Origin of the sequence: Desertibaculum subflavum (assembly GCA_003576705.1) — a bacterium.
GTDB classification, from domain to species: domain Bacteria; phylum Pseudomonadota; class Alphaproteobacteria; order Ferrovibrionales; family Ferrovibrionaceae; genus Desertibaculum; species Desertibaculum subflavum.
The window spans coordinates 142574-159737 of record QOZS01000003.1 but is presented as its reverse complement, the minus strand read 5'-3'; the positions used below and the strand labels follow the sequence as shown (position 1 = coordinate 159737).

The window sequence follows — 17164 nt, the reverse complement described above, 5'->3', positions numbered from 1 at the left end:
ATCATTGGATAGAGGTCGAGCCATCGATGCTGGCCTCCAGCTCCAGCCAGCATCTTGAATCACAAATCGACCAAAACCGGAATCCCCGCCGATTCAACAAAGCCGTGAACCGCTCTAGTCGTCCTTCGCCAGCTTGGCGAGCTTGTCGCTCACCTTCTTGATGCCGTCCGAGGCGGCGCCGACGGCATCGGCGATCTTGCCGATCTTCCTGATCTTCGCCGTCGCCTTGTTCAGGTCGGCGCTGATCTTCCGGACCCTGGCGATCAGGTCCTGGATGTCGGTGCTGGCGTCGAGCCGCTGCACGGCATCGAGCGCCACGACGCTGATCTCCCGCAGGATCTTCTTCTCTGCTTCGGCGAGCTCGGTGAGCCGGGCATCGTCGTCGGCGGTCAGCTTGGGCTTGGCGCGGATCGCCTCGGCCTCGTCGACGATCGCATTGTTCACCGTATCGAGCTTCCGGAGCGCCTGTTCGGCATCGGCGGCGATCTCGGCGAAGGTGGGGGGCATGCGCCTCGCTCCTCGGCTTTGGGCTCTCAACCCGCGGCCTTGTCGAAAGCCTCGAAGGCCTTGGCCAGTGTCTCGATATCCGCGCCCAGCTTGTCGATCCGCTGGAACAGCTCGGCCAGCGACAGGTCGCGGTCGTTGAGCACCCGCACCAGCTCCTTGTGCGTCTCGTTGATCTGCCGGAACACGGCGTCGGGATCGGCCTTGAGCAGCGCGTCCATGCGCCCGGCCTTGTCCAGATAGGCCGTCGCCGCCGCGGCCGACGGCTTGCGGCGGAACTCGTCGGCCGCGCGCGAGACCTCTTCCTGGGCGGCGGCGCGTTCCGGCAGCAGAAGCAGCCGCGTCGTGGTGGCGAATTTCTCCGTGGCGTCCGGCAGCACCTTCGCCATCTCGTCGGCCGCGTGGCGCATCGCGCTCCGCTTCAGGTTGTCCTGATAGCGGCCATAGATCCAGGTGGCGAGTTGCGCGATCGGCGCTGCGAAGCCGGCGGCGGGTGCGCCGGAGACCAATGTCGCGATGCCGGTGACGGCGAGCGTCGCCTTGTCCGCCGCCGCCTTGACCTTGCCCGCCGAATCCGCGGCGGCGAGCTGTTTCAGTGCTTCCGCATAGTTCGCCAGCTCGCGCAGCAGTATCCGCTGTTTGGGAACCAGCGTGGCGGGGCGCAGCGGCTCGCCGTCGAGCCACAGGGTGCAGGCAAGGCTCGATGTCCGGCATTCGCCGCCGGACTTGCCCCTCATCACCAGGTTTGGTACGGCCACCGCGCTCTCGATACGGAGCTGCGTTTCGCGCGCAGCCCCGGCCTGGTCGGCCTTGGCGAAGGCGGTCTCGGCCTTGCCGATGGAATCGGAGAAGGCGGTAAGCGGGGCCCCGAGATCCGGCGCCGCACAGCCGGCGAGGCCGGCAAACAGCGCCAGCCGCACCCAACGCATGACGCCCGCCCGCCGCATGCGCACCCTCGCCGGTGCAAGGATCGGCCGGCATCCTAACCGGCACCGGGCCGGCAACAAGGAACTTTGCTGTGACGCGCAAAGCAGCGTCGAAAAGGCCCGGCCTGTCCGGCTAAGATGGCCGCCGCCGCGCGACAATGGGGCGGGCAACGAAAGCGGGGAGGAGATATCGATGACCGTGCTCAATCCGGATCTGCGCGAGGCGCTGGCCCGCGTCGGCACTTCCACCCTGACCGGCGTGTTGAACCGGCGCGGCCTGCGGTCCATGTGCCTCTACGACGTCTGGCCGCTGCGCGCCGGCCAGCCGCGCATGGTCGGCATCGCCTACACCATGCGCTTCATCCCCTCGCGCGAGGACAAGGACGGCCCGACTTCGACCAACCGCTCCACCATCCAGCCGCAGGCGATGGAGGAATGCCCGCCCGGCCATGTGCTGATGGTGGACAGCCGCGGCGACAGCCGCGCCGCCTCCGCCGGCGATCTCTATGTCGGCCGGCTGAAAGCGCGCGGCTGCGCCGGCATCGTCACCGATGGCGGCCTGCGCGACACCGACGGCGTCGCCAAGACCGGCCTGCCGGCCTATCTCCGCCGCGCCTCCTCGCCGCCCTCGCCGATCGCGCACCGCCCGATCGACCTGCAGCTGCCGATCGCCTGCGGCGGCGTCGCCGTCTATCCGGGCGACATCGTGGTGGGCGACGGCGACGCCGTGCTGGTGATCCCGCCCGACATCGTCGAGGCGGTCGCCGAGGAGGCACTCGCCACCTACCACTACGAAGAGTTCGCCGAAGCCGAGGTGGCGCGCGGCCGCTCCCTCAAGGGCCTGTTCCCCACCGCCGGCGAGGAGGCCAAGCGCGATTTCGAGGCCTGGAAGGCGGCGCGGGCGGGGAAGGGGTGACGTCAAGCGAAGCCGGCGCACGGGTTGTTCACCCCTCCACGGCTACCTATATTCGGACCGAGCAGCCGGGAGATCCTCATGCGCCGCAATGCCATTGTCGGTGGCACCGAAATCCCCTTCCCCTGGGGCCCGGGCGACGACAAGCGCGTGCCCGACGATTTCAAGGACAAGAAGAAGGGCTGAGGCCGAACGCTGCCTGCTAGTGAGCGGGCGGCTGCCGCGTCGCGTAATGCGCCTGGAACGCCGCGGCCAGCTCCGAGATCGCAGCATAGGGGTCCGGCATCTTGCCGTTGTGCATCGAGCGGTTGGTGGCGCGCACCGATTCGAAATGCGCCTCGAGCAGCCGGTTCATGTCGACGAAGACGAGCCCGAGCAGGTGATCGAGGTCGTCGAGGTCAAGCAGGCCGCGCTTCCACAGCACGGCCACCCAGTCGAGGTAGTCGATCAGGAGCATGATCGATTCGAAGCGCATATAGGCATTGTGCTTCATGTCCGACAGCTGCTTGGCGATGTAGAGCTGCAGCTTCCGATAGTTCGCCGCATCGGCGAGGTATTCGCTGATCGGCCGCCCGTCGCCGTGTTCGACGATGAAATCCTCGATGATCTTGAAGAAGTTCCGCCGCGCCCGGGACATCCGCGGCTCCGACCAGCGGCTGTCGATATTGGTGTAGAGCGCGGCGCGGCGAGCGTTGCGCGCCTCCTGGATCTGGCCGCGGGCGAAGATCAGCGCCGCCACGGCGATGATCGGCAGCGCGATGTTGGCGACGAAATAGCCGAGCTCGAGAAAGGCGCGGACGCGATCGTTCTGGCCGCTCAGGGCGTCGACCCGGCCTGAATCCAGCACCAGCGCCAGCAGGTACAGCAGGACCAGCGCCGCAATTGCGCCGCACAGCGCGGTGATCGCATTCGACCAGCGCATCTCGTCCCGGTGCATCGCGCCCCCAGCCCCCCGCCGTCGCGCCGCCAGTCTCCGATGGATGCCGGTCGGGCGGCAATGGGTTTCGCGCGCCGGCGGTCACCCCGCCTGGATGCGCGAGATCATGCCTTTCAGCTTCTCGGCGTCCTGCTCGCTCTCCACCGCGATGGAGAAGCCGACCTGGTCGAGGATGCCGGCATAGCGGCTGACGATCTTGTCGGCGATCTCGTCATGCGTGCCGACCACGGCGAAGGTGTGCATCACCTCGTCGGTGATCTGGCCCGGCATCTCCTCCCAGCGCTGCTCGCGCGCCAGCACGGAAAGCCGCTTCGTCAGGTCCTGCAGGCCGAAGATGTCGAAGGCCGGGCGATAGGCCGGCGTCGAGGCATAGAAGGCCACGCGGGCGCGGATGTCGCGGATGCGCGGCGCGAGCTTCTCCGGCGTTGCGGCAGTCGCCAGCATCGGCCGCATCACCCATTTCACTTTCGTCAGGTCGCGCCCGCTTTTCGCCGCGCCTTCGGCCGCCGCCGGCCGCATCACCTGGTTGATGTATTTCGGCGTGCAGATCGGATGCGGGCGGATGCCGTCCGCCACCTCGCCGGCCGCCTGGCACATGAACCGGTTCACCGCCGCGACATGGATCGGGATGTCCGGCCATTCGATCGGCCCCGGATTGAACAGCGGCACCATCAGGTCGAGGCGATAATTCTCGCTCTCGTATTTCAGCGGTGTCCCGTTCTGCCAGCAATGCCACACCGCCCGCACGGCGCCGACATAGTCACGCATCCAGGGCGCCAGCGGCGCCGCCTTCAGCCCGTAGCGGCGCACCAGATGCGCCTTCACCTGCGAACCGAGGCCGAGGGTGAACCGCCCGCGCGCCAGCTTCTGCAGGCCCCACGCCGTCAGCGCCATCGAGGCCGGCGCGCGCGGAAACGCGATCGCCACCGCCGAGGACAGCCCGATCCGCGTGGTCGCCTGCGCGGCGAGCGTCAGCAGCAGGAAGGGATCGTCCTTGGTCTCTGTCGCCATGATGCCGTCGAAGCCGAGGCTTTCGATCAGCTTCGCGTTCTCCGCCGTGCGGCCGATATCGAATGGCAGCTCGGGCTCGCGCAAGCCCGGATCGGCCTTGCCGAGCAGCAGCTCGGTGATCACCTGCATATGCGATTCCTTCCGCCGCCGATTTCGCCTTGGCGCGGGGCCGAAGTCCAGCGCCTCAACCGTCGCCGTTGCCGTTGCGCCGCTTCAGATTCTCGTCGCCCATGCCGAGCCAGCGCTCGACCGGCTTCAGCACCGCCAGAAGAAGCAGCGCGAGCGCGGTACCGATCAGCACCGTCGACCAGGCGCCGACGCCGCAGGCGACGCCGAGCGAGGCGGTGACCCAGACCGTCGCCGCCGTGGTCAGCCCGCGCACGTCCAGCGCCTTGCCGTCGCGTAGGATGACGCCGGCGCCGATGAAGCCGACCCCGGTCAGCACGCCCTGGATCAGGCCCTGCACCACGCGGGAGAGCGCGTCCGGATGCTGGTCGAGCCCGGCATAATGCACCGTGCCGGTCGAGATCGCGGCGGCACCCAGCGCAACGAGGCCGAGCGTGCGCATGCCCGTCGGCTTGCCGTTCATGTCGCGGTTGATGCCGAGCAGGATGCCGACCAGGCAGGCCGCGCTGAGCCTGACCAATGCCTCGCGCGTTTCGCCGTCCAGACTTTCCCAGATCTGCGTCAGCCATTCGAGCATGCCGCGCAAAACGCGGAAATCGGCCCGGAAGTTGCGCACGCGGCCCGGAACCATGTCCCCCATGGCCCGTTGGCTCAACGAGGCATTCTCGTCAGGAGTGGATGGTCATGCGCATCGCCGAAATCATGTCCCGCGAGGTGCGCCTCGCGCGCCCGACCGATACCGTTCAGCATGCCGCCCGTCTGATGGCCGAGATCGAGGCCGGCGCGCTCCCGGTCGGCGAGGGCGACCGGCTGGTCGGCATGCTGACCGACCGCGATATCGCCGTGCGCGCCGTGGCGGCCGGCCGCGGCCCCGACTGCCCGGTGGCGGAGGTGATGACGCGCGACGTCAAATACGTCTACGAGGACGAGACGATCGACGACCTCGCGCGCAACATCGCCATGCTCCAGGTGCGCCGGCTGCCGGTGCTGAGCCGGGACAAGCGCCTGGTCGGCATCGTTTCGCTGAGCGACCTCGCCGCCACGCCGGTGATCGAGCCGGCGCGGGACGACCGGAAGGTGTCCTGACCATGGCCCGCAAAGCCCGCCACGCCGCACCGGATCGGCCCGCACCCAAGCCACTTTACGAGGAGGTCGTGCTGCCGGAGGATCGTCCGCCGGAGAGCCCGCGCGGCGGCTATGGCGGCGACGACGATATCGACGAGCGCTACCGCTACAGCGAGCCGGATTTCAGCCCGCTGCACGACCGCCGGCCTTTCGACGCCCGGCTCGGCGGCCATGCCGAGCTCGCCTGCGAGCCGCGCCGCCGCACGCCGCGGCGCCGTTAGCTCTCCGGGTCGAGCAGGGCCTGGCGGAAGCGCTGGTCCGCCGGCGATGCGGTGAGCAGCCGGCTGCGCTCGCGCAGCACGATGCACCTGGCTTCCCAGGCCGCAGCCCGCTCCGCGGCCTCGGCCTCGGAGCCGATCTCGACGAAGCCCTCGACCGTCCCGTCGGCGGCGCCGAGCCAGTCGATGCCGACCGCGCTCGGGTCGGGATAATGCGCCACCCGGGACACGATCATCATGTCCACATTCACGCCGTCGGCGGCGAGCGGCAGCAGCAGGCGGGAGACCGAGTGCACCGCGCCGGCCGGCGTGCGATAGCCGCCCTGGGCAAAGATCGGCACCGCCCTGGTTCGGGCATGTTCGTAGACGGCGCAGATCGCCGCCGCATATTCCGGCGGCTGCACCGACGCGCCGATATAGGCGCCGGTCAGCTCGCGCCCGGTATCCTCCACCACCCGGGTCCCGGCCAGGCGATAGCGGAACCGGCCGCCGACGATGTCCACCAGCGAAAGGTGCGGCAACAGCGGCACGATCTCTGCCGGATTGATATCGGCTCGCCCCGGCAGCAGCCCGTCCCGGCGGCGGCCCTGCCAGTAGCGATACAGGTCGATATGCAAGCTGGTCAGCGCGGACGCCTGCGACATGCCGCGAATCCTGGGCGCCAAAGTTCAACTAATGGTGAAGCGGGCGGCGGCCAGGCCCGCGATGTGGCGCGCAGGGCTTAGGTGCCGGCGGGCCTTGAACTATTTTTGCTGCGGCGCGGAACCGGCTGTCGCTGCTGCCGGTTTTATCGACGCGATCGGCGGGCCAAGGGGTGCGACATGACAGGATATGCAGAGTTGCAAGTGACGGCGGGCGCCAGCCAACCGACGCTCAAGGTCGCGTTGCCCGAAACCATCTTGCGCGCCGCGGCGATCCGGCCGGATGACGGCTGGCGCACGCTGCTGGTTCAGGCCATCCGGCATCTGCGGCCGCCGGGCGCCGCCGCCTTCCTGGCCGCGCTGGAAGAGCAGGGCAGCCGGGCGGCGGTGACCTTCATCCTACCCGCGCGGCAGGACGGCGACCCGCCGGCCGAAGTGGTCCGCTGGATCGGCGATACCGACGTCGCCGCGGCCTGACCGGGTCTCAACCTTCGAGCTGCGCGATCACGGCATCGCAAGCCGCCTCGATGGAGAGGTTGCCGGTGTCGACCACCAGATCCGCCGACCACGGCTCCCATGGCCGCGCGACCACATCCGCCCAGCGCGGCAGGCGGTGGCCGGGGATGTCGGCCGCGCGGGTTTCCACTCGCTGCCGGTGCAGAAGGGGATCGGAACAGCGCAGCTCGACCTCGAACGCTGGCACGCCGGCCCGCGCCGCCACCGCGCGCCAGGCTTCGCGGGTGATGCCGATGCTGTTCACCGAATCGGCGATCACCCTCGCGCCGAGGCGCAGGTTCTCCTCCGCCAGCGCATAGGCGACGAGATAGCCGGCGGGCCCAAGCTCGTCCTTCAGCACCGCGGCCGATTTCAACATCTGTTCGATGGTGTCGATGCGCAGGTGCAGCGCGCCGAGCCGCCTCGCCAGGGCGCGTGCGAGCGTCGTCTTGCCCGTGCCTGGCAGCCCGCCCAGCACGATCAGCATGTCGCCGCCCGCATTAAGCGGGCTCCCCCGTCATGCCGGCTCCCCCATCATGCGGGCTCCCACTGCGCGAACACCTTGTTCGAATTGAACACGTGGGTCTCGACGAAACGGCTCCAGGCCAGCGGCGCCCCGATCGCCTCGACCGCGCCCATCAGCGCGAACCAGTTCAGCACCTCGTGCTGGCCGGCAGTTTCGACCTGCTGCAGCGTCGTGGCGCGCCACAGCGCGAAATCGCTGCGGCTGAGCGCGTCGTAGAGCCGGCGGTCGGCATCGGTATCGGGGCGCAGCCGCCAGGTCCAGTCGCACAGGAAGGCATGCGACCAGCTGGAGGACGCGATCATCGCGATGCGCCACGGGCTGGCGCTTAAGGCACGCGCCGCCGCCGCGCCCATCTCCATGAAGCGCTTCGGCGAGGGCGAGGGCGGATCGGGATCCACCGGCGCATCGAAGCGCGAGAGAAAGCCGCGCGTCGAGATCACCCGCCGGCCATAGCAGTTGAGCGGCACGCAGATCACCGGATAGGGGAAGCCCTGGCGGTGATAGTCGAGGAACAGCACCGCGTTGAGGAAGGCATGCGCGATGCCGGGATGGTGCAGCGGCTGGTAGGCATAGGCGGCGTCGATGCCGGCCTCGATCATGCCGGTTGCCAGCTGCCGGGCGATATCGGGCCGGCCTTTCAGGGTGAAGCCGAAATCCGGGCCTTCGCGCCACACATTGGGCTTGCCGCCGATGGCGCCGGAATCCTTCACCTGCGCCCAGGGCCTGACCTCGAGGTCGCCATAGGCGCAGACGGTGAAGGCCGGGATCACGTCCTCCTTGAAATTCTCGTACTGGTCGTCGCCGAAGATCACCACCGCATCGGGTGCGAAGGCGTCGAGCGCGGCGCGCAGCTGCTCGAAGCCGCTCACCAGTGCGGCGCGATGCGCGGCCGCCGCCGTGGCGCCGCGATCCGCGCCCCATTCGGCCCGCATCGCCGCCGGCCAGTTCGCCGGGTCCTTCGCCGCCGCCGGGATCGCCGGGTCGTCCAGGGTCCAGCCGAGGATGCCCGCCATATTGGCATCGTCGAGGCAGAGCGGCGGGTAGTGCGTCAGCCCGAGGGCCAGGATCTCTGCCATTCGCCCTCCCCTTCGCGCCAGCCGAGAGTCGTACAAAGCCTAACACGCCCGCGTCACGCTCCAACCCTCGGGCCTGTCCCGCGGCTGGATGGAACCCATGCGCCCTCGGCATTGGGCGGCGGGACCGAACTCGCGTCCAATGTGGCGCGGTTGCAAGGATATCGGGCGTGGTGCGCGTGATGCATGACGAGTGAGACGGCGGGCGAAGCGGCCCGCCGCGCGGCACGCGACGAGCGCTTGGGCTATGCCAACGGATTGATGATGGCGATCGGGGCGGCGCTCGCCTTCGCCGTCGCCCGCGCCGGCATCGTCGGCGGCCTCGCGCCGGAAGACCTGGTGCTGATGCGGTTCGGCGTCGCCGGCCTCCTGCTGCTTCCCTTCCTGCTGCGCTGGGGCCTCTGCGATCTGGCCGGCATCGGCTGGCGGCGCGGGCTCGCGCTGCTGCTGTTCGGCGGGCCGCTCTTCGCGCTGCTGCAGATCGGCGGCTATCGCTTCGCGCCGCTCGCCCATGGCGCGGTGATCGCGCCCTCGACCGTCACCATCCTCTCCACCATCGGCGCCGCCTGGCTGCTCGGCGAGCGGCTGACGCGCGCCCATCTCGCCGGCGCGGCGCTGGTGCTGGTCGGTATCCTGGCGCTCGGCGGCGAGGGCTTGGTCACCGGCGGCGGCCGGGCCTGGATCGGCGACTTGCTGTTTTTCGCCTCCAGCGTGCTCTGGGCCGGCTTCACGCTGCTGCTGCGGCATTGGCGGCTCGAGGCGCTGCGGGCGACCGCCGTGGTCTCGGTGCTGTCCTGCGCCGTCACCGTGCCGGCCTATCTCGCCTTGCAGGGCTTCGATCACCTGGCCGCGCTTCCGGCCGGCGCGCTGGCGCTGCAGGGCCTGGTCCAGGGGGTGGTGCAGGGCGCCCTGACCCTGATCGCCTATAGCCGCGCCGTCGCCCTGCTCGGGGTCAGCCGCGCCGTGCTGTTTCCGGCCGTGGTGCCGGCCATCGCCGTGCTGCTCGGCATCCCGATCGTCGGCGAATGGCCGAATGCGGCCCAGATCGCCGGCCTCGTCCTGGTTACCATCGGCCTGCTCACCGCCGTCGGCCTGTTCCGCCGCCGCCCGGCCTGACCGCGCGCGCCGGCAACCAAAGCGCGCTTCGCGCGTTTAGACCCGGGCCGGAGATCGCAAACCATGCCGAAGAGCCTGCTTCGCTTGCTCACCGTGGCCGCCATGGTGGCGCTGCCGCTCACCGCCGCCGCGCAGGAGCGGGACGCCGCGCCCCTGATTTACGAGCTGCGCCTCGGCCTGCTGCAGCACGACATCGCCATCGTCGCCGCCGACGACGTCGAGGACGGCGCCGCCCTGAACGGCGAGCTGGCCTTCCGCTCGCTGACCGATTTCTGGGGCGGCTCGCTCCGCCCGGTGCTCGGCGGCACGTTCTCGACCGAGAACCGGACCCATTACGGCTATTTCGATCTGCGCTGGGAGGCGCTGTGGGACAAGGTGTTCTTCGGCATCGGCCTCGGCGGCGCCATCCATGACGGCGAGCTCAGCCGCGACCGGAAGAACAAGGACCTGGGCAGCCGCGTGCTGTTCCATATCCCGGCCGAGCTCGGCTATCAGTTCACGCCGCGCAACCGCATCTCGCTCTATTTCGAGCACATCTCCAATGCCGATCTCGCCGATCCCAATCCGGGCATGGACAGCATCGGCCTACGCCTGTCGCACCGGTTCTAGGGCCAGGATCACTATGGCCTGATCAGCGGCGCGTGCGGGGCGGAAACCTGGCGCAGGAACAGCCGGTCCTCGCGCTTGATGAAGCCCTCCTTCTTGGCGAAGGCATAGTTCTCCCGGCCCGCCGCGCTGTCGCGCAGCCGCGTGCGATAGGCCTCGTAGGCAGCGAGGCTTTCGATGTTGTAGACGCCGTAGGCGACCGTGGCCGAGCCCTCATGCGGCGCGTAATAGCCGATCAGGTCGGCGCCGGCCTTGGGGATCGCCTGGCCCCAGGCGCGGGCGTAGTGCTCATAGGCGTCCACCTTGAACGGGTCGATCTCGTAGCGGATGAAGCAGGTGATCATCGGTCTGGCCCTCCGGCACCGGTTGCGATGCGCGGAGGCTAGGCGCACGGAACGCGCCGTGCTTCGAGCGCGCTCGAAGCGAACCCGCCGCGCTCAATCCGCCTTGGCGCCGAGCGGCGGGCGGTCCACCGGGCCGTCGCCGACGATGGCGAAGTCGATCCGCCGGCATTGCGCGAGCTCGATCTCGACACGCGCGCCGTCGCGGGCGAAGCCGCGCAGCCGGATCGGCTTCTTGTCGTCGCCCTGCACCTTGGCCTGCGTTGCGCTGCCCGCCATCGGCTCGGCATCGGCGCGGTAGAGCTGCACGGCGACCGCGCCGTCATCGTCCGCCACCACGCCGTCGTCGATCTCGATTCGCTTGATCAGGTCGAGATAGATCGGCGCGAAGGCGCCGTCGGCGCGGACTAGCAGCGCGCCTTCCGGCACCGCGAGACCGGCGAGCCTGGGCCGCACGATGTCGAGCCTGGCGCCGTCCGCACGGCTCTCGCAGGTCGCGGTCAGGATCGCCGTGCCGGCCGGGCGCGGCGTCGAGCGGCCGTTGGCGAGCGCGGGCAGGGCCAGCGCGCCCGACAGCGCCACCGCGGTGGCGAGACAGGAAACGGCTTTCCGCATGCGCGACCTCCCTTCAGCGTGACGCCTGGAAATGGGCGGCGATGGTCGCCGCCACCTGGTCCGACCGCTGGTTGACGATGTCGAGCACCGTCGCCTGCACGGTGCCGAAGGCGCGATGGCCGTCGAACAGCGGATCGAACCGGGCGCAGGGGCTGTCGGCGCGCTTGACCGGCGTGCAGTAGAGCCCGCGCAGCCAGTCGTCGATCGCCGCCGAGGCCTGGTTCACCTTGACCGCGTAGTCCTCGATCGCCGCCTCGACGGCGGAGCGCGCGGCGAGGTCGTCGCCGCGGAACACCACCGCCAGCGCCTGCACCTTGGCATAGGCGTCGTAGCGCTTGAGCTTGATCTCGCTGATCGCGCCCATCGCCTGCACGTAAGTGTCCTTCTCGATCTCCGGCTCCAAGGTCAGCGGCAGGACGGCGTAGTATTCCTGCAGCATCGAGTTGCTGTAGAGCAGGAACTGCGCGAACACCTCCTGGCGCTGCGCCGCCGCCCGCGTGCGCGCCTCGTAGGCGCGCTGGAATTGCGGCACCAGGAACGAGGTGATGGCGGAGCCGATCAGCAGCAGCACGAAGCCGTTCGACAGCATGCCGAGCAGCCGCTCCGGCCAGGGCTTGTCAGGGGCGGGCCTTGGCGGCGCCGGCCGCATCGCCTCGGCGGCGATCATGGCGTGGCGCATCTCGGCGCGGATGCGCGCGCGCTCGGCCTCGGTGAGGTCCGCGTGAGCTTCCGGTGCTGTGCTGTCCGTCATCCCGCCCGCCGTCCCGCCTCGCCCGGCAACAGCCGGTCGCCACGATAGCGCGTTCGGCGGCGCGCCTTAAGCGGCGCCGGCGGGGATCAGTCCTTGGGCGGCCAGTTGCGCGGAATCGGGTCGCCCTCGAACCGCGGCGCCTGTTCCAGCTGTTCGCGGGTCAGGTTGATCACCACCTTGAGCGGCACGTCGTCGGTGCCGCGATCGTTGACCATCGGCTCGGTGCGCGGGCTCGTCGTGGTGGCAGCGCCGGGATCGATGTCGGCGGTGCCCTGCAGGTCGCCGCTGCGGGCATGCGGGGCCGCGCCGAGCACGGAGACGTCGCGCATCGGCACCGCCACGCGCTCCTCGCCGATGCCGAGCGTGCCGCCGAACTCGATTACCAGCGCCAGCACGCGCCGATCGGGGTCGATCAGCAGGTTCCTCACCTCGCCGACCTCCTCGCCCTCGCGCGTCACCGCGTCCCGGCCGATCAGGTCGGTCGCGCGCCAGATCCGCGCGCTGCGCGAGGTGATGAACTCGCGGCCGAGATATCCGGCGGTGTTGTCGATGCGGCTCGAGACCGGCGGGTCTTGGTAGTTGCCGGCCGGTGCGGCGTCGCGCGCGGGCGGCGGTGCCTGCTGGCCGGTATCTCGCTGAGCCGAAGCGGCGCCGGTCGCGCCGAGCAGCGCGGCGGCGAGCAGGAATGCGGATGCGCGTTGCGCCATGGCGAACCTCCGGACAAGGCGGCCCCGGTTGGGGGCGCCGGTGGGGAAGGAAGCGCCGCATCGCGCCTTCGGTTCCATGTCGATGGCGCCGGCGCGCCGCCGAGCCTCGCCGGTGAAGTTGCGCCGCCGGGCCCGGGCCGCTCAAATGGCCCGGGCGATCCGGCCGATCGCCTGCGTGGGGGGCGCCGCATGGAATGGCTTGATCGTCTGCTGGCATCCTGGCTCGGCGCGCCGGGCGTGGGCCTGTGGATCTTCGCTGCCGCCGCCATCGGCAGCCTCGTGGTGGCCGCCGTGATCCTGCTGGACCAGCGCCGCCGCACCGCCCGCGGTGCGCGCATGGCGCATGCGCTCGGCCGCGTGCGCAAGCTCGAGCTCACCGAATGGCTCACCACCGCCGGCGCGCGCAAGGGCGCCGCCCAGATCGAGGTCGACTACGCGGTCGAGGGCCGGCCCTTCACCTGCACCACCTTCCGGCTGTTCCGCGGCAACAGCGTGGTCGGCGGCGAGCCCTTCACCACCTTGCCGCCGGGGCACGAGGTGCTGGTCTTCTACGACCCGCGCGAACCCGGCTTCTCCGCGCTGGTCATCGACCAGCCGACCTACGTCGCCGCTGTCATCGCGGCGGCGCTCGCCGTCGCCTTCGTCGGCATGGCGGTCTTCATGGCGCCGTAGGGCGCCTAGGACTGCCCCGCTGCGCAGCCCGCGGCTAGCGGGTCCCTATCGGTTGCGGTCCAGCACCTCGCGCACGGCGCGCAGCCTGGGCAGCATGTCCCGCATCGCGGCCAGGTCGAGCTCGCCCGCGAAGGCGGCGATGGCGCCGGTCGCCTGCTTGATGGCGCGGTCGCGAAACTTCCGGCCCGCGCCGGTCAGGAAGAACCGCGCGATGGACCTCCCAATCTGGGAGAAACGCACTTGCTCCCAAAATGGGAGGAGGCTATATTTGCGCGACGGCATGCGGGCTGGACCCCCGGCAATGCCGTTGACTGGATGATCCGGAAGAGCACGGGTGCGCCGCTGGTCCGGCGCGCAGCGAGGTCCGGGCGAGCGATGGAGGACATGACGCAGTGCGTGTCTTCAACAGCAACACCCTGCTGGCATTCGGCAAGCGCCATGCCGGCGCCGACAATGCCTTTCGCGAGCTGAATCGAACGCTTCGGGCCGCGGCGTGGAAGTCGAACCAGGACATCCTGGCCGCCTATCCCGGCACGCGGCCGATCAAGGGCGGGCGCGTCGTTTTCAACGTGAAAGGCAACGAGTACCGGGTGATTGCCAAGATCGATTTCCAGTTTCAGGCGGTGTTCATCAAGTTCGTCGGCACGCATGCCGACTATGACAAGATCGACCCGGAAACCGTGGATCACTATTGAGGCAGACGATGACGTTCGAAGCTATCGCGCCGATCCGCAACGCCGCCGCCCACAAGGCGGCGCTGAAGGAGATCGACCGTCTGTGGGGTGCGCGCAAGGGCACGCCGGAGGGCGACCGTCTCGACGTGCTGATGACGCTCGCCGATCTCTACGAGCGTTCGCGCTGGCCCGACGAGGATCTCGATCCCGTGGAGGCCATCAAGGCGCGCATGGAGAATTCCGGCCGCACGCGGAAGGATTTCGAGGCGATCGTCGGCTCGTCCGGCCGGGCGTCGGAGATTTTGAACCGCAAGCGGCATTTGACGCTGACGATGATTTGGAAGCTGGTCCACGAGTGGAAGATGCCGGCGGAGGTGCTGGTGCGGCCCTACGCACTCGCGACAGCCGCCAAGCGCTCGGGTGGCAAACGGCGGGCGGCGTGAGGCGAGTTCGGCGCGTGCAGCGCATAGGACAGCGCGCGCGTCAGCTCCCGCGTCGCATGGAAGCCCGCGCCGGCGGCGCCGGCCGTGAGCACGAAGCCGCGCCGATGGCGGCGTTGCCTGCGATGCTAGGGGCAGTTTGGAGTCCAGCGGAAACCTGATTCGGGCGCTGGCCGTTCCGCGTTGAAGTTTCAGGCGAGTCTGATCGGCTTGGGCTGTCCCTAACCGAACACATTCCAGAGCACCAATGCAGAGACGATGCCCAGCACGGCGAGGGGTGCGCAGATCCAGGCGACGCCGCGCACGCCGACGCCGTAATTCGCCTCGTAGTACAGCCAGTATTCGCCGAACCGCGACAGGCCGAGCGGCAATGTGAAGAGGCAGATCACCAGAAAGGGCACGATCACGGCCAGGCCAAAGGCAAGCCCGAGCGCCCAGAGAAATCTCAAATCGAAGGACAGCACATTGTTCAGCGACGCCAGCAGGCTGATCATTGTGGCGCACACCGCCAGCAGCGAAACGACATCGATCCAGAAATAGCGCCGTTGCAGCATGCGCCGCTGGCTTTCGCTCAGGTGGCGAGGGGGCCATAAGCTGCCGAGCCAGCGCATCACTAGCGGCGTAATCGCTGCGGCCACGACGATGGGCAGCGCAGGTGCTGCCGTCTCGATGAAGTTATTGAACTGCATGGGTCCCCTTTGCTCGGCCGCGGAATGCAATTCTGTTGGAAGGCTACGCCCCGCGCTTGGGGATGGCTCTAAGCGCTGGATAGCCAATCATTGCCGTGGTGGCGATACCGCGAGCTATCGCTTCTGTGCTTCGGCCGATGGTGTGGCGGATGTTCAATAGTGATCCCTAGACCGCCGCCGGTGCGGGAAACTGATCCCAAATGCGGCCGTCGAGTGTACGCCCACTCTTCTTTTTGTTGACACCGCCCCATTGCTTAAAGTGGAAGGGCACATTCGCGGCTTCGCACCGATCTCGAATTGACCGAAGCCATGTGGCGTTCATTGGTCGCGCGCCCGGGCCGCTCTCGCCGCCCGCAATGACCCAATCGATTTCGGTAAGGTTCAGATCTTCCAGTGGCCCCAACAGTGGCTCAAGGCTGAGGAACTTCACTGGCGCACCAGTTCGGCGAAGATGTTCGATCCGATACGCGTAGTCAGCATTTTCAACGCTAACGCCCATCCACGCGTTGGAGGGCCAATCGAGATTCTCGCTGAGCTCTTCCAAGCGCTCGGCTCGCTTTGTGAGAATTTGGTACGTGTGCTGCGGCGTCTCCCACATGGTGTCGAACACGCGCCTGATGAAATTTAAAGGTACCTTCTCGTGAAAGAGATCGGACATCGAGTTTACGAAGATGGCCCGGCCGGTCTTCCATGACTTCGGCAGACTCAGAGCGCCCTCATCGAGGCGGATGACGCCGTTCCATTTCGGCCGGTCTCCGGAGATGCGGGTGGTGCCGGCATACTTTGGTTGACCCATAGCTTCCAGACGCCGAGCTAAACGCATGGCGTAGCAATTCGTGCAGCCAGGCGACGTCACCGTGCAACCCGCGACCGGATTCCAGGTTGCCTCAGTCCATTCGATGGAGGATTTGTCACCCATGGCTCGCCCTCGCCGGGAATCGCACCAACAGATGGCCTGGGAAAGTTTCCTTGCGGCGCTTCGCAACTTTCACGGACCGCACGGTGATCTCACCGTCCTCTTCCATTTTGCTGAGGACGTCCTTGTAGTTCTTCAAAAGGAATCGTCTGTCCACGCTGTGGCGCTCGAAAATCTGATCCGTGCTGAGCTCTTGCCCTGCAAAGGTCTCTAGCAACGAGCTACGTAGCTCTGACAAAGGCTGCTGGAGTGAGAATAACAGTGGCATCGAAGCGTCGGCGGGCGAATAAGTGAAGGACGGCACGCCTTCCTCCTCCGTCGAGCTTTCCTTGCTCATTATCTGCTTCATGATGTCGTAGCCGCGGAAGCTCTTCGACACGAAGATCAGATGATGCGTCGGACGGCCGCTTGGGTTCTTGAAACGGAAGGGCAGCACATACTTCCCTCCCATCTCCTTGATGGCCGATGTCATCTCTTCCAGCACCATCGATTCTCGTTGCGACGGGGTGAGGCCATCGAGGCGCTGCCGCAGCTTCTTCGCTCTCTCTGGTCCGAACAACGCCTCCATGTGCTGCGCGACGATGTCGTTGGAGAGGCCTGGGTTGATCCGGTTGTAGTTGAAGAAAAAGACGCAGTCGCATCCCCAATCCTTGATGACTCCGTTTACGACTTTCAGGGACAAGCCTTTGTATCCCCACGGGTCGATGAATGTGAAAGAGGGAACCAAGCGCGTTTCGTTGAAGTAGCGCTCGGCGTCATCGTCCACCGCGCCGCGTGAAACGTGCGGCTTGTGGTCGAGCTTTTCCACGCCAGGCAGTTTGTCGATCTCGGTTTGCAACGTCGCCGTGTTGGAGTCGTCTACATCGTTGAAAAGGGTGACAAGCCGCTTCGACAATCGAGGGTCAGCAACCGCGGTTTGTAGGATGAGCAGTGGCGTTGATGCCGAACCATCTTTGTATCGGCCTGGTCCGGCGTAGAGGTCGATGTAAGCCAACTTTGTGTCGTATCGCTCAACGCTTGGGAGGATGACGCGCGACCAGGCAACAAAATATTTCACCACGATCCGGGCCTTCACCTCGGACTGGTCCTTCCGCTCTTCGAAAAACGTTGCTTCGACCATCAGCTCTTCGCAGTGCGTCGCC

Annotated in this window: 25 protein-coding genes; 9 read left to right on the top strand and 16 right to left on the bottom strand. The window is 67.9% G+C overall.

Translation table 11 applies throughout. The features are described 5' to 3' along the window. Positions 1-114: 114 nt before the first annotated feature. Both DT074_RS02935 and DT074_RS02930 read right to left on the bottom strand, forming a co-directional pair. Positions 115-507 carry a hypothetical protein gene (locus DT074_RS02935; protein ID WP_119418301.1) on the bottom strand — a complete coding sequence of 131 codons (393 nt, stop codon included), beginning with the start codon at positions 505-507 and terminating at the stop codon, positions 115-117. A 26-nt stretch (positions 508-533) separates the two neighbouring features. After that, on the bottom strand, positions 534-1433 hold the full coding sequence (locus DT074_RS02930) for a hypothetical protein (RefSeq protein ID WP_162914578.1): 900 nt from the start codon (positions 1431-1433) through the stop codon (positions 534-536). 190 nt (positions 1434-1623) lie between these two features. Here DT074_RS02930 and DT074_RS02925 point away from each other — a divergent pair, with 190 nt between their 5' ends. Beyond that, entirely contained in the window at positions 1624-2346 is a 723-nt protein-coding gene (locus DT074_RS02925) for a ribonuclease activity regulator RraA (RefSeq protein ID WP_119418299.1), read from the top strand. Between the two features lie 199 nt (positions 2347-2545). Here DT074_RS02925 and DT074_RS02920 read toward each other — a convergent pair whose 3' ends face one another. The 3 genes from DT074_RS02920 to DT074_RS02910 form a co-directional block, all read right to left on the bottom strand. Next, complete coding sequence (locus DT074_RS02920) at positions 2546-3280, bottom strand: hypothetical protein (RefSeq protein WP_162914577.1); 735 nt, start codon at positions 3278-3280, stop codon at positions 2546-2548. 81 nt (positions 3281-3361) lie between these two features. After that, positions 3362-4420: a TIGR03617 family F420-dependent LLM class oxidoreductase gene (locus DT074_RS02915; RefSeq protein WP_119418297.1), complete on the bottom strand. Its 1059-nt coding sequence runs from the start codon at positions 4418-4420 to the stop codon at positions 3362-3364. A 55-nt stretch (positions 4421-4475) separates the two neighbouring features. Then, positions 4476-5072: an MgtC/SapB family protein gene (locus DT074_RS02910; RefSeq protein WP_368744394.1), complete on the bottom strand. Its 597-nt coding sequence runs from the start codon at positions 5070-5072 to the stop codon at positions 4476-4478. Between the two features lie 29 nt (positions 5073-5101). On the opposite strand from DT074_RS02910, the gene DT074_RS02905 reads away from it, so the two are divergent. Together DT074_RS02905 and DT074_RS02900 are read left to right on the top strand one after the other, a co-directional pair. Further along, entirely contained in the window at positions 5102-5503 is a 402-nt protein-coding gene (locus tag DT074_RS02905; protein ID WP_119418316.1) for a CBS domain-containing protein, read from the top strand. Positions 5504-5505: 2 nt separating this feature from the next. Next, positions 5506-5763, top strand: a complete 258-nt coding sequence (locus DT074_RS02900; RefSeq protein WP_119418296.1) for a hypothetical protein — start codon at positions 5506-5508, stop codon at positions 5761-5763. On the opposite strand, the gene DT074_RS02895 is transcribed toward DT074_RS02900, so the two are convergent. Next, positions 5760-6404: a PAS domain-containing protein gene (locus DT074_RS02895; RefSeq protein ID WP_119418295.1), complete on the bottom strand. Its 645-nt coding sequence runs from the start codon at positions 6402-6404 to the stop codon at positions 5760-5762. The genes DT074_RS02900 and DT074_RS02895 overlap by 4 nt on opposite strands. Positions 6405-6581: 177 nt before the next feature. Here DT074_RS02895 and DT074_RS02890 point away from each other — a divergent pair, with 177 nt between their 5' ends. Beyond that, positions 6582-6878: a hypothetical protein gene (locus tag DT074_RS02890; protein ID WP_162914576.1), complete on the top strand. Its 297-nt coding sequence runs from the start codon at positions 6582-6584 to the stop codon at positions 6876-6878. A gap of 7 nt (positions 6879-6885) precedes the next feature. Here the strand turns inward: DT074_RS02890 and DT074_RS02885 are convergent, their stop codons facing one another. Further along, on the bottom strand, positions 6886-7383 hold the full coding sequence (locus DT074_RS02885) for a P-loop nucleotide/nucleoside kinase family protein (protein WP_119418293.1): 498 nt from the start codon (positions 7381-7383) through the stop codon (positions 6886-6888). A 47-nt stretch (positions 7384-7430) separates the two neighbouring features. Then, on the bottom strand, positions 7431-8498 hold the full coding sequence (locus DT074_RS02880) for a class III extradiol ring-cleavage dioxygenase family protein (RefSeq protein ID WP_119418292.1): 1068 nt from the start codon (positions 8496-8498) through the stop codon (positions 7431-7433). A 183-nt stretch (positions 8499-8681) separates the two neighbouring features. On the opposite strand from DT074_RS02880, the gene DT074_RS02875 reads away from it, so the two are divergent. After that, positions 8682-9611, top strand: a complete 930-nt coding sequence (locus DT074_RS02875; protein ID WP_119418291.1) for a DMT family transporter — start codon at positions 8682-8684, stop codon at positions 9609-9611. A gap of 63 nt (positions 9612-9674) precedes the next feature. Next, a complete protein-coding gene (locus tag DT074_RS02870) occupies positions 9675-10220 on the top strand; it encodes an acyloxyacyl hydrolase (RefSeq protein ID WP_119418290.1) in 546 nt (181 codons plus the stop codon). A gap of 11 nt (positions 10221-10231) precedes the next feature. Here the strand turns inward: DT074_RS02870 and DT074_RS02865 are convergent, their stop codons facing one another. From DT074_RS02865 to DT074_RS02850, 4 genes are all read right to left on the bottom strand, one after another. Next, a complete protein-coding gene (locus DT074_RS02865) occupies positions 10232-10561 on the bottom strand; it encodes an NIPSNAP family protein (protein WP_119418289.1) in 330 nt (109 codons plus the stop codon). Between the two features lie 93 nt (positions 10562-10654). Beyond that, on the bottom strand, positions 10655-11173 hold the full coding sequence (locus tag DT074_RS02860) for a hypothetical protein (RefSeq protein ID WP_119418288.1): 519 nt from the start codon (positions 11171-11173) through the stop codon (positions 10655-10657). A 13-nt stretch (positions 11174-11186) separates the two neighbouring features. Beyond that, the gene (locus DT074_RS02855; protein WP_119418287.1) at positions 11187-11924 is read right to left on the bottom strand and encodes a hypothetical protein; all 738 of its coding nucleotides are present in this window, start codon (positions 11922-11924) and stop codon (positions 11187-11189) included. Between the two features lie 86 nt (positions 11925-12010). Then, positions 12011-12631, bottom strand: coding sequence for a PRC-barrel domain-containing protein (locus DT074_RS02850; protein ID WP_162914575.1), 621 nt, complete (start codon positions 12629-12631; stop codon positions 12011-12013). A gap of 189 nt (positions 12632-12820) precedes the next feature. On the opposite strand from DT074_RS02850, the gene DT074_RS02845 reads away from it, so the two are divergent. Next, positions 12821-13303 (top strand): DUF3592 domain-containing protein, encoded by a 483-nt coding sequence (locus tag DT074_RS02845; protein ID WP_119418285.1) that lies wholly within the window; start codon positions 12821-12823, stop codon positions 13301-13303. A 45-nt stretch (positions 13304-13348) separates the two neighbouring features. Here the strand turns inward: DT074_RS02845 and DT074_RS02840 are convergent, their stop codons facing one another. After that, positions 13349-13543, bottom strand: a complete 195-nt coding sequence (locus DT074_RS02840) for a hypothetical protein (protein WP_119418284.1) — start codon at positions 13541-13543, stop codon at positions 13349-13351. 152 nt (positions 13544-13695) lie between these two features. Here DT074_RS02840 and DT074_RS02835 point away from each other — a divergent pair, with 152 nt between their 5' ends. Continuing rightward, positions 13696-13998: a type II toxin-antitoxin system HigB family toxin gene (locus DT074_RS02835; RefSeq protein ID WP_119418283.1), complete on the top strand. Its 303-nt coding sequence runs from the start codon at positions 13696-13698 to the stop codon at positions 13996-13998. A gap of 8 nt (positions 13999-14006) precedes the next feature. Then, positions 14007-14420: a helix-turn-helix domain-containing protein gene (locus tag DT074_RS02830; protein ID WP_119418282.1), complete on the top strand. Its 414-nt coding sequence runs from the start codon at positions 14007-14009 to the stop codon at positions 14418-14420. A gap of 218 nt (positions 14421-14638) precedes the next feature. Here DT074_RS02830 and DT074_RS02825 read toward each other — a convergent pair whose 3' ends face one another. From DT074_RS02825 to DT074_RS02815, 3 genes are all read right to left on the bottom strand, one after another. Beyond that, the gene (locus tag DT074_RS02825; protein ID WP_119418281.1) at positions 14639-15106 is read right to left on the bottom strand and encodes a hypothetical protein; all 468 of its coding nucleotides are present in this window, start codon (positions 15104-15106) and stop codon (positions 14639-14641) included. A 166-nt stretch (positions 15107-15272) separates the two neighbouring features. Continuing rightward, positions 15273-16025, bottom strand: coding sequence for a DUF5131 family protein (locus DT074_RS02820; protein ID WP_119418280.1), 753 nt, complete (start codon positions 16023-16025; stop codon positions 15273-15275). Beyond that, entirely contained in the window at positions 16018-17142 is a 1125-nt protein-coding gene (locus DT074_RS02815) for a three-Cys-motif partner protein TcmP (RefSeq protein ID WP_119418279.1), read from the bottom strand. Before DT074_RS02815 ends, DT074_RS02820 begins: the two co-directional genes overlap by 8 nt. Positions 17143-17164 lie beyond the last annotated feature (22 nt).

Excerpts from the sequence above, each read along its gene's own strand:
- DT074_RS02905 (WP_119418316.1), top strand. The coding sequence starts at position 5,102 with ATGCGCATCGCCGAAATCATGTCCCGCGAGGTGCGCCTCGCGCGCCCG.
- DT074_RS02880 (WP_119418292.1), bottom strand. The coding sequence starts at position 8,498 with ATGGCAGAGATCCTGGCCCTCGGGCTGACGCACTACCCGCCGCTCTGC.
- DT074_RS02935 (WP_119418301.1), bottom strand. The coding sequence starts at position 507 with ATGCCCCCCACCTTCGCCGAGATCGCCGCCGATGCCGAACAGGCGCTC.
- DT074_RS02825 (WP_119418281.1), bottom strand. The coding sequence starts at position 15,106 with ATGCAGTTCAATAACTTCATCGAGACGGCAGCACCTGCGCTGCCCATC.
- DT074_RS02830 (WP_119418282.1), top strand. The coding sequence starts at position 14,007 with ATGACGTTCGAAGCTATCGCGCCGATCCGCAACGCCGCCGCCCACAAG.
- DT074_RS02815 (WP_119418279.1), bottom strand. The coding sequence starts at position 17,142 with ATGGTCGAAGCAACGTTTTTCGAAGAGCGGAAGGACCAGTCCGAGGTG.
- DT074_RS02870 (WP_119418290.1), top strand. The coding sequence starts at position 9,675 with ATGCCGAAGAGCCTGCTTCGCTTGCTCACCGTGGCCGCCATGGTGGCG.
- DT074_RS02915 (WP_119418297.1), bottom strand. The coding sequence starts at position 4,420 with ATGCAGGTGATCACCGAGCTGCTGCTCGGCAAGGCCGATCCGGGCTTG.
- DT074_RS02890 (WP_162914576.1), top strand. The coding sequence starts at position 6,582 with ATGACAGGATATGCAGAGTTGCAAGTGACGGCGGGCGCCAGCCAACCG.
- DT074_RS02920 (WP_162914577.1), bottom strand. The coding sequence starts at position 3,280 with ATGCACCGGGACGAGATGCGCTGGTCGAATGCGATCACCGCGCTGTGC.
- DT074_RS02820 (WP_119418280.1), bottom strand. The coding sequence starts at position 16,025 with ATGGGTGACAAATCCTCCATCGAATGGACTGAGGCAACCTGGAATCCG.
- DT074_RS02895 (WP_119418295.1), bottom strand. The coding sequence starts at position 6,404 with ATGTCGCAGGCGTCCGCGCTGACCAGCTTGCATATCGACCTGTATCGC.
- DT074_RS02855 (WP_119418287.1), bottom strand. The coding sequence starts at position 11,924 with ATGACGGACAGCACAGCACCGGAAGCTCACGCGGACCTCACCGAGGCC.
- DT074_RS02860 (WP_119418288.1), bottom strand. The coding sequence starts at position 11,173 with ATGCGGAAAGCCGTTTCCTGTCTCGCCACCGCGGTGGCGCTGTCGGGC.
- DT074_RS02875 (WP_119418291.1), top strand. The coding sequence starts at position 8,682 with ATGACGAGTGAGACGGCGGGCGAAGCGGCCCGCCGCGCGGCACGCGAC.
- DT074_RS02845 (WP_119418285.1), top strand. The coding sequence starts at position 12,821 with ATGGAATGGCTTGATCGTCTGCTGGCATCCTGGCTCGGCGCGCCGGGC.
- DT074_RS02900 (WP_119418296.1), top strand. The coding sequence starts at position 5,506 with ATGGCCCGCAAAGCCCGCCACGCCGCACCGGATCGGCCCGCACCCAAG.
- DT074_RS02885 (WP_119418293.1), bottom strand. The coding sequence starts at position 7,383 with ATGCTGATCGTGCTGGGCGGGCTGCCAGGCACGGGCAAGACGACGCTC.
- DT074_RS02850 (WP_162914575.1), bottom strand. The coding sequence starts at position 12,631 with ATGGCGCAACGCGCATCCGCATTCCTGCTCGCCGCCGCGCTGCTCGGC.
- DT074_RS02925 (WP_119418299.1), top strand. The coding sequence starts at position 1,624 with ATGACCGTGCTCAATCCGGATCTGCGCGAGGCGCTGGCCCGCGTCGGC.
- DT074_RS02865 (WP_119418289.1), bottom strand. The coding sequence starts at position 10,561 with ATGATCACCTGCTTCATCCGCTACGAGATCGACCCGTTCAAGGTGGAC.
- DT074_RS02930 (WP_162914578.1), bottom strand. The coding sequence starts at position 1,433 with ATGCGTTGGGTGCGGCTGGCGCTGTTTGCCGGCCTCGCCGGCTGTGCG.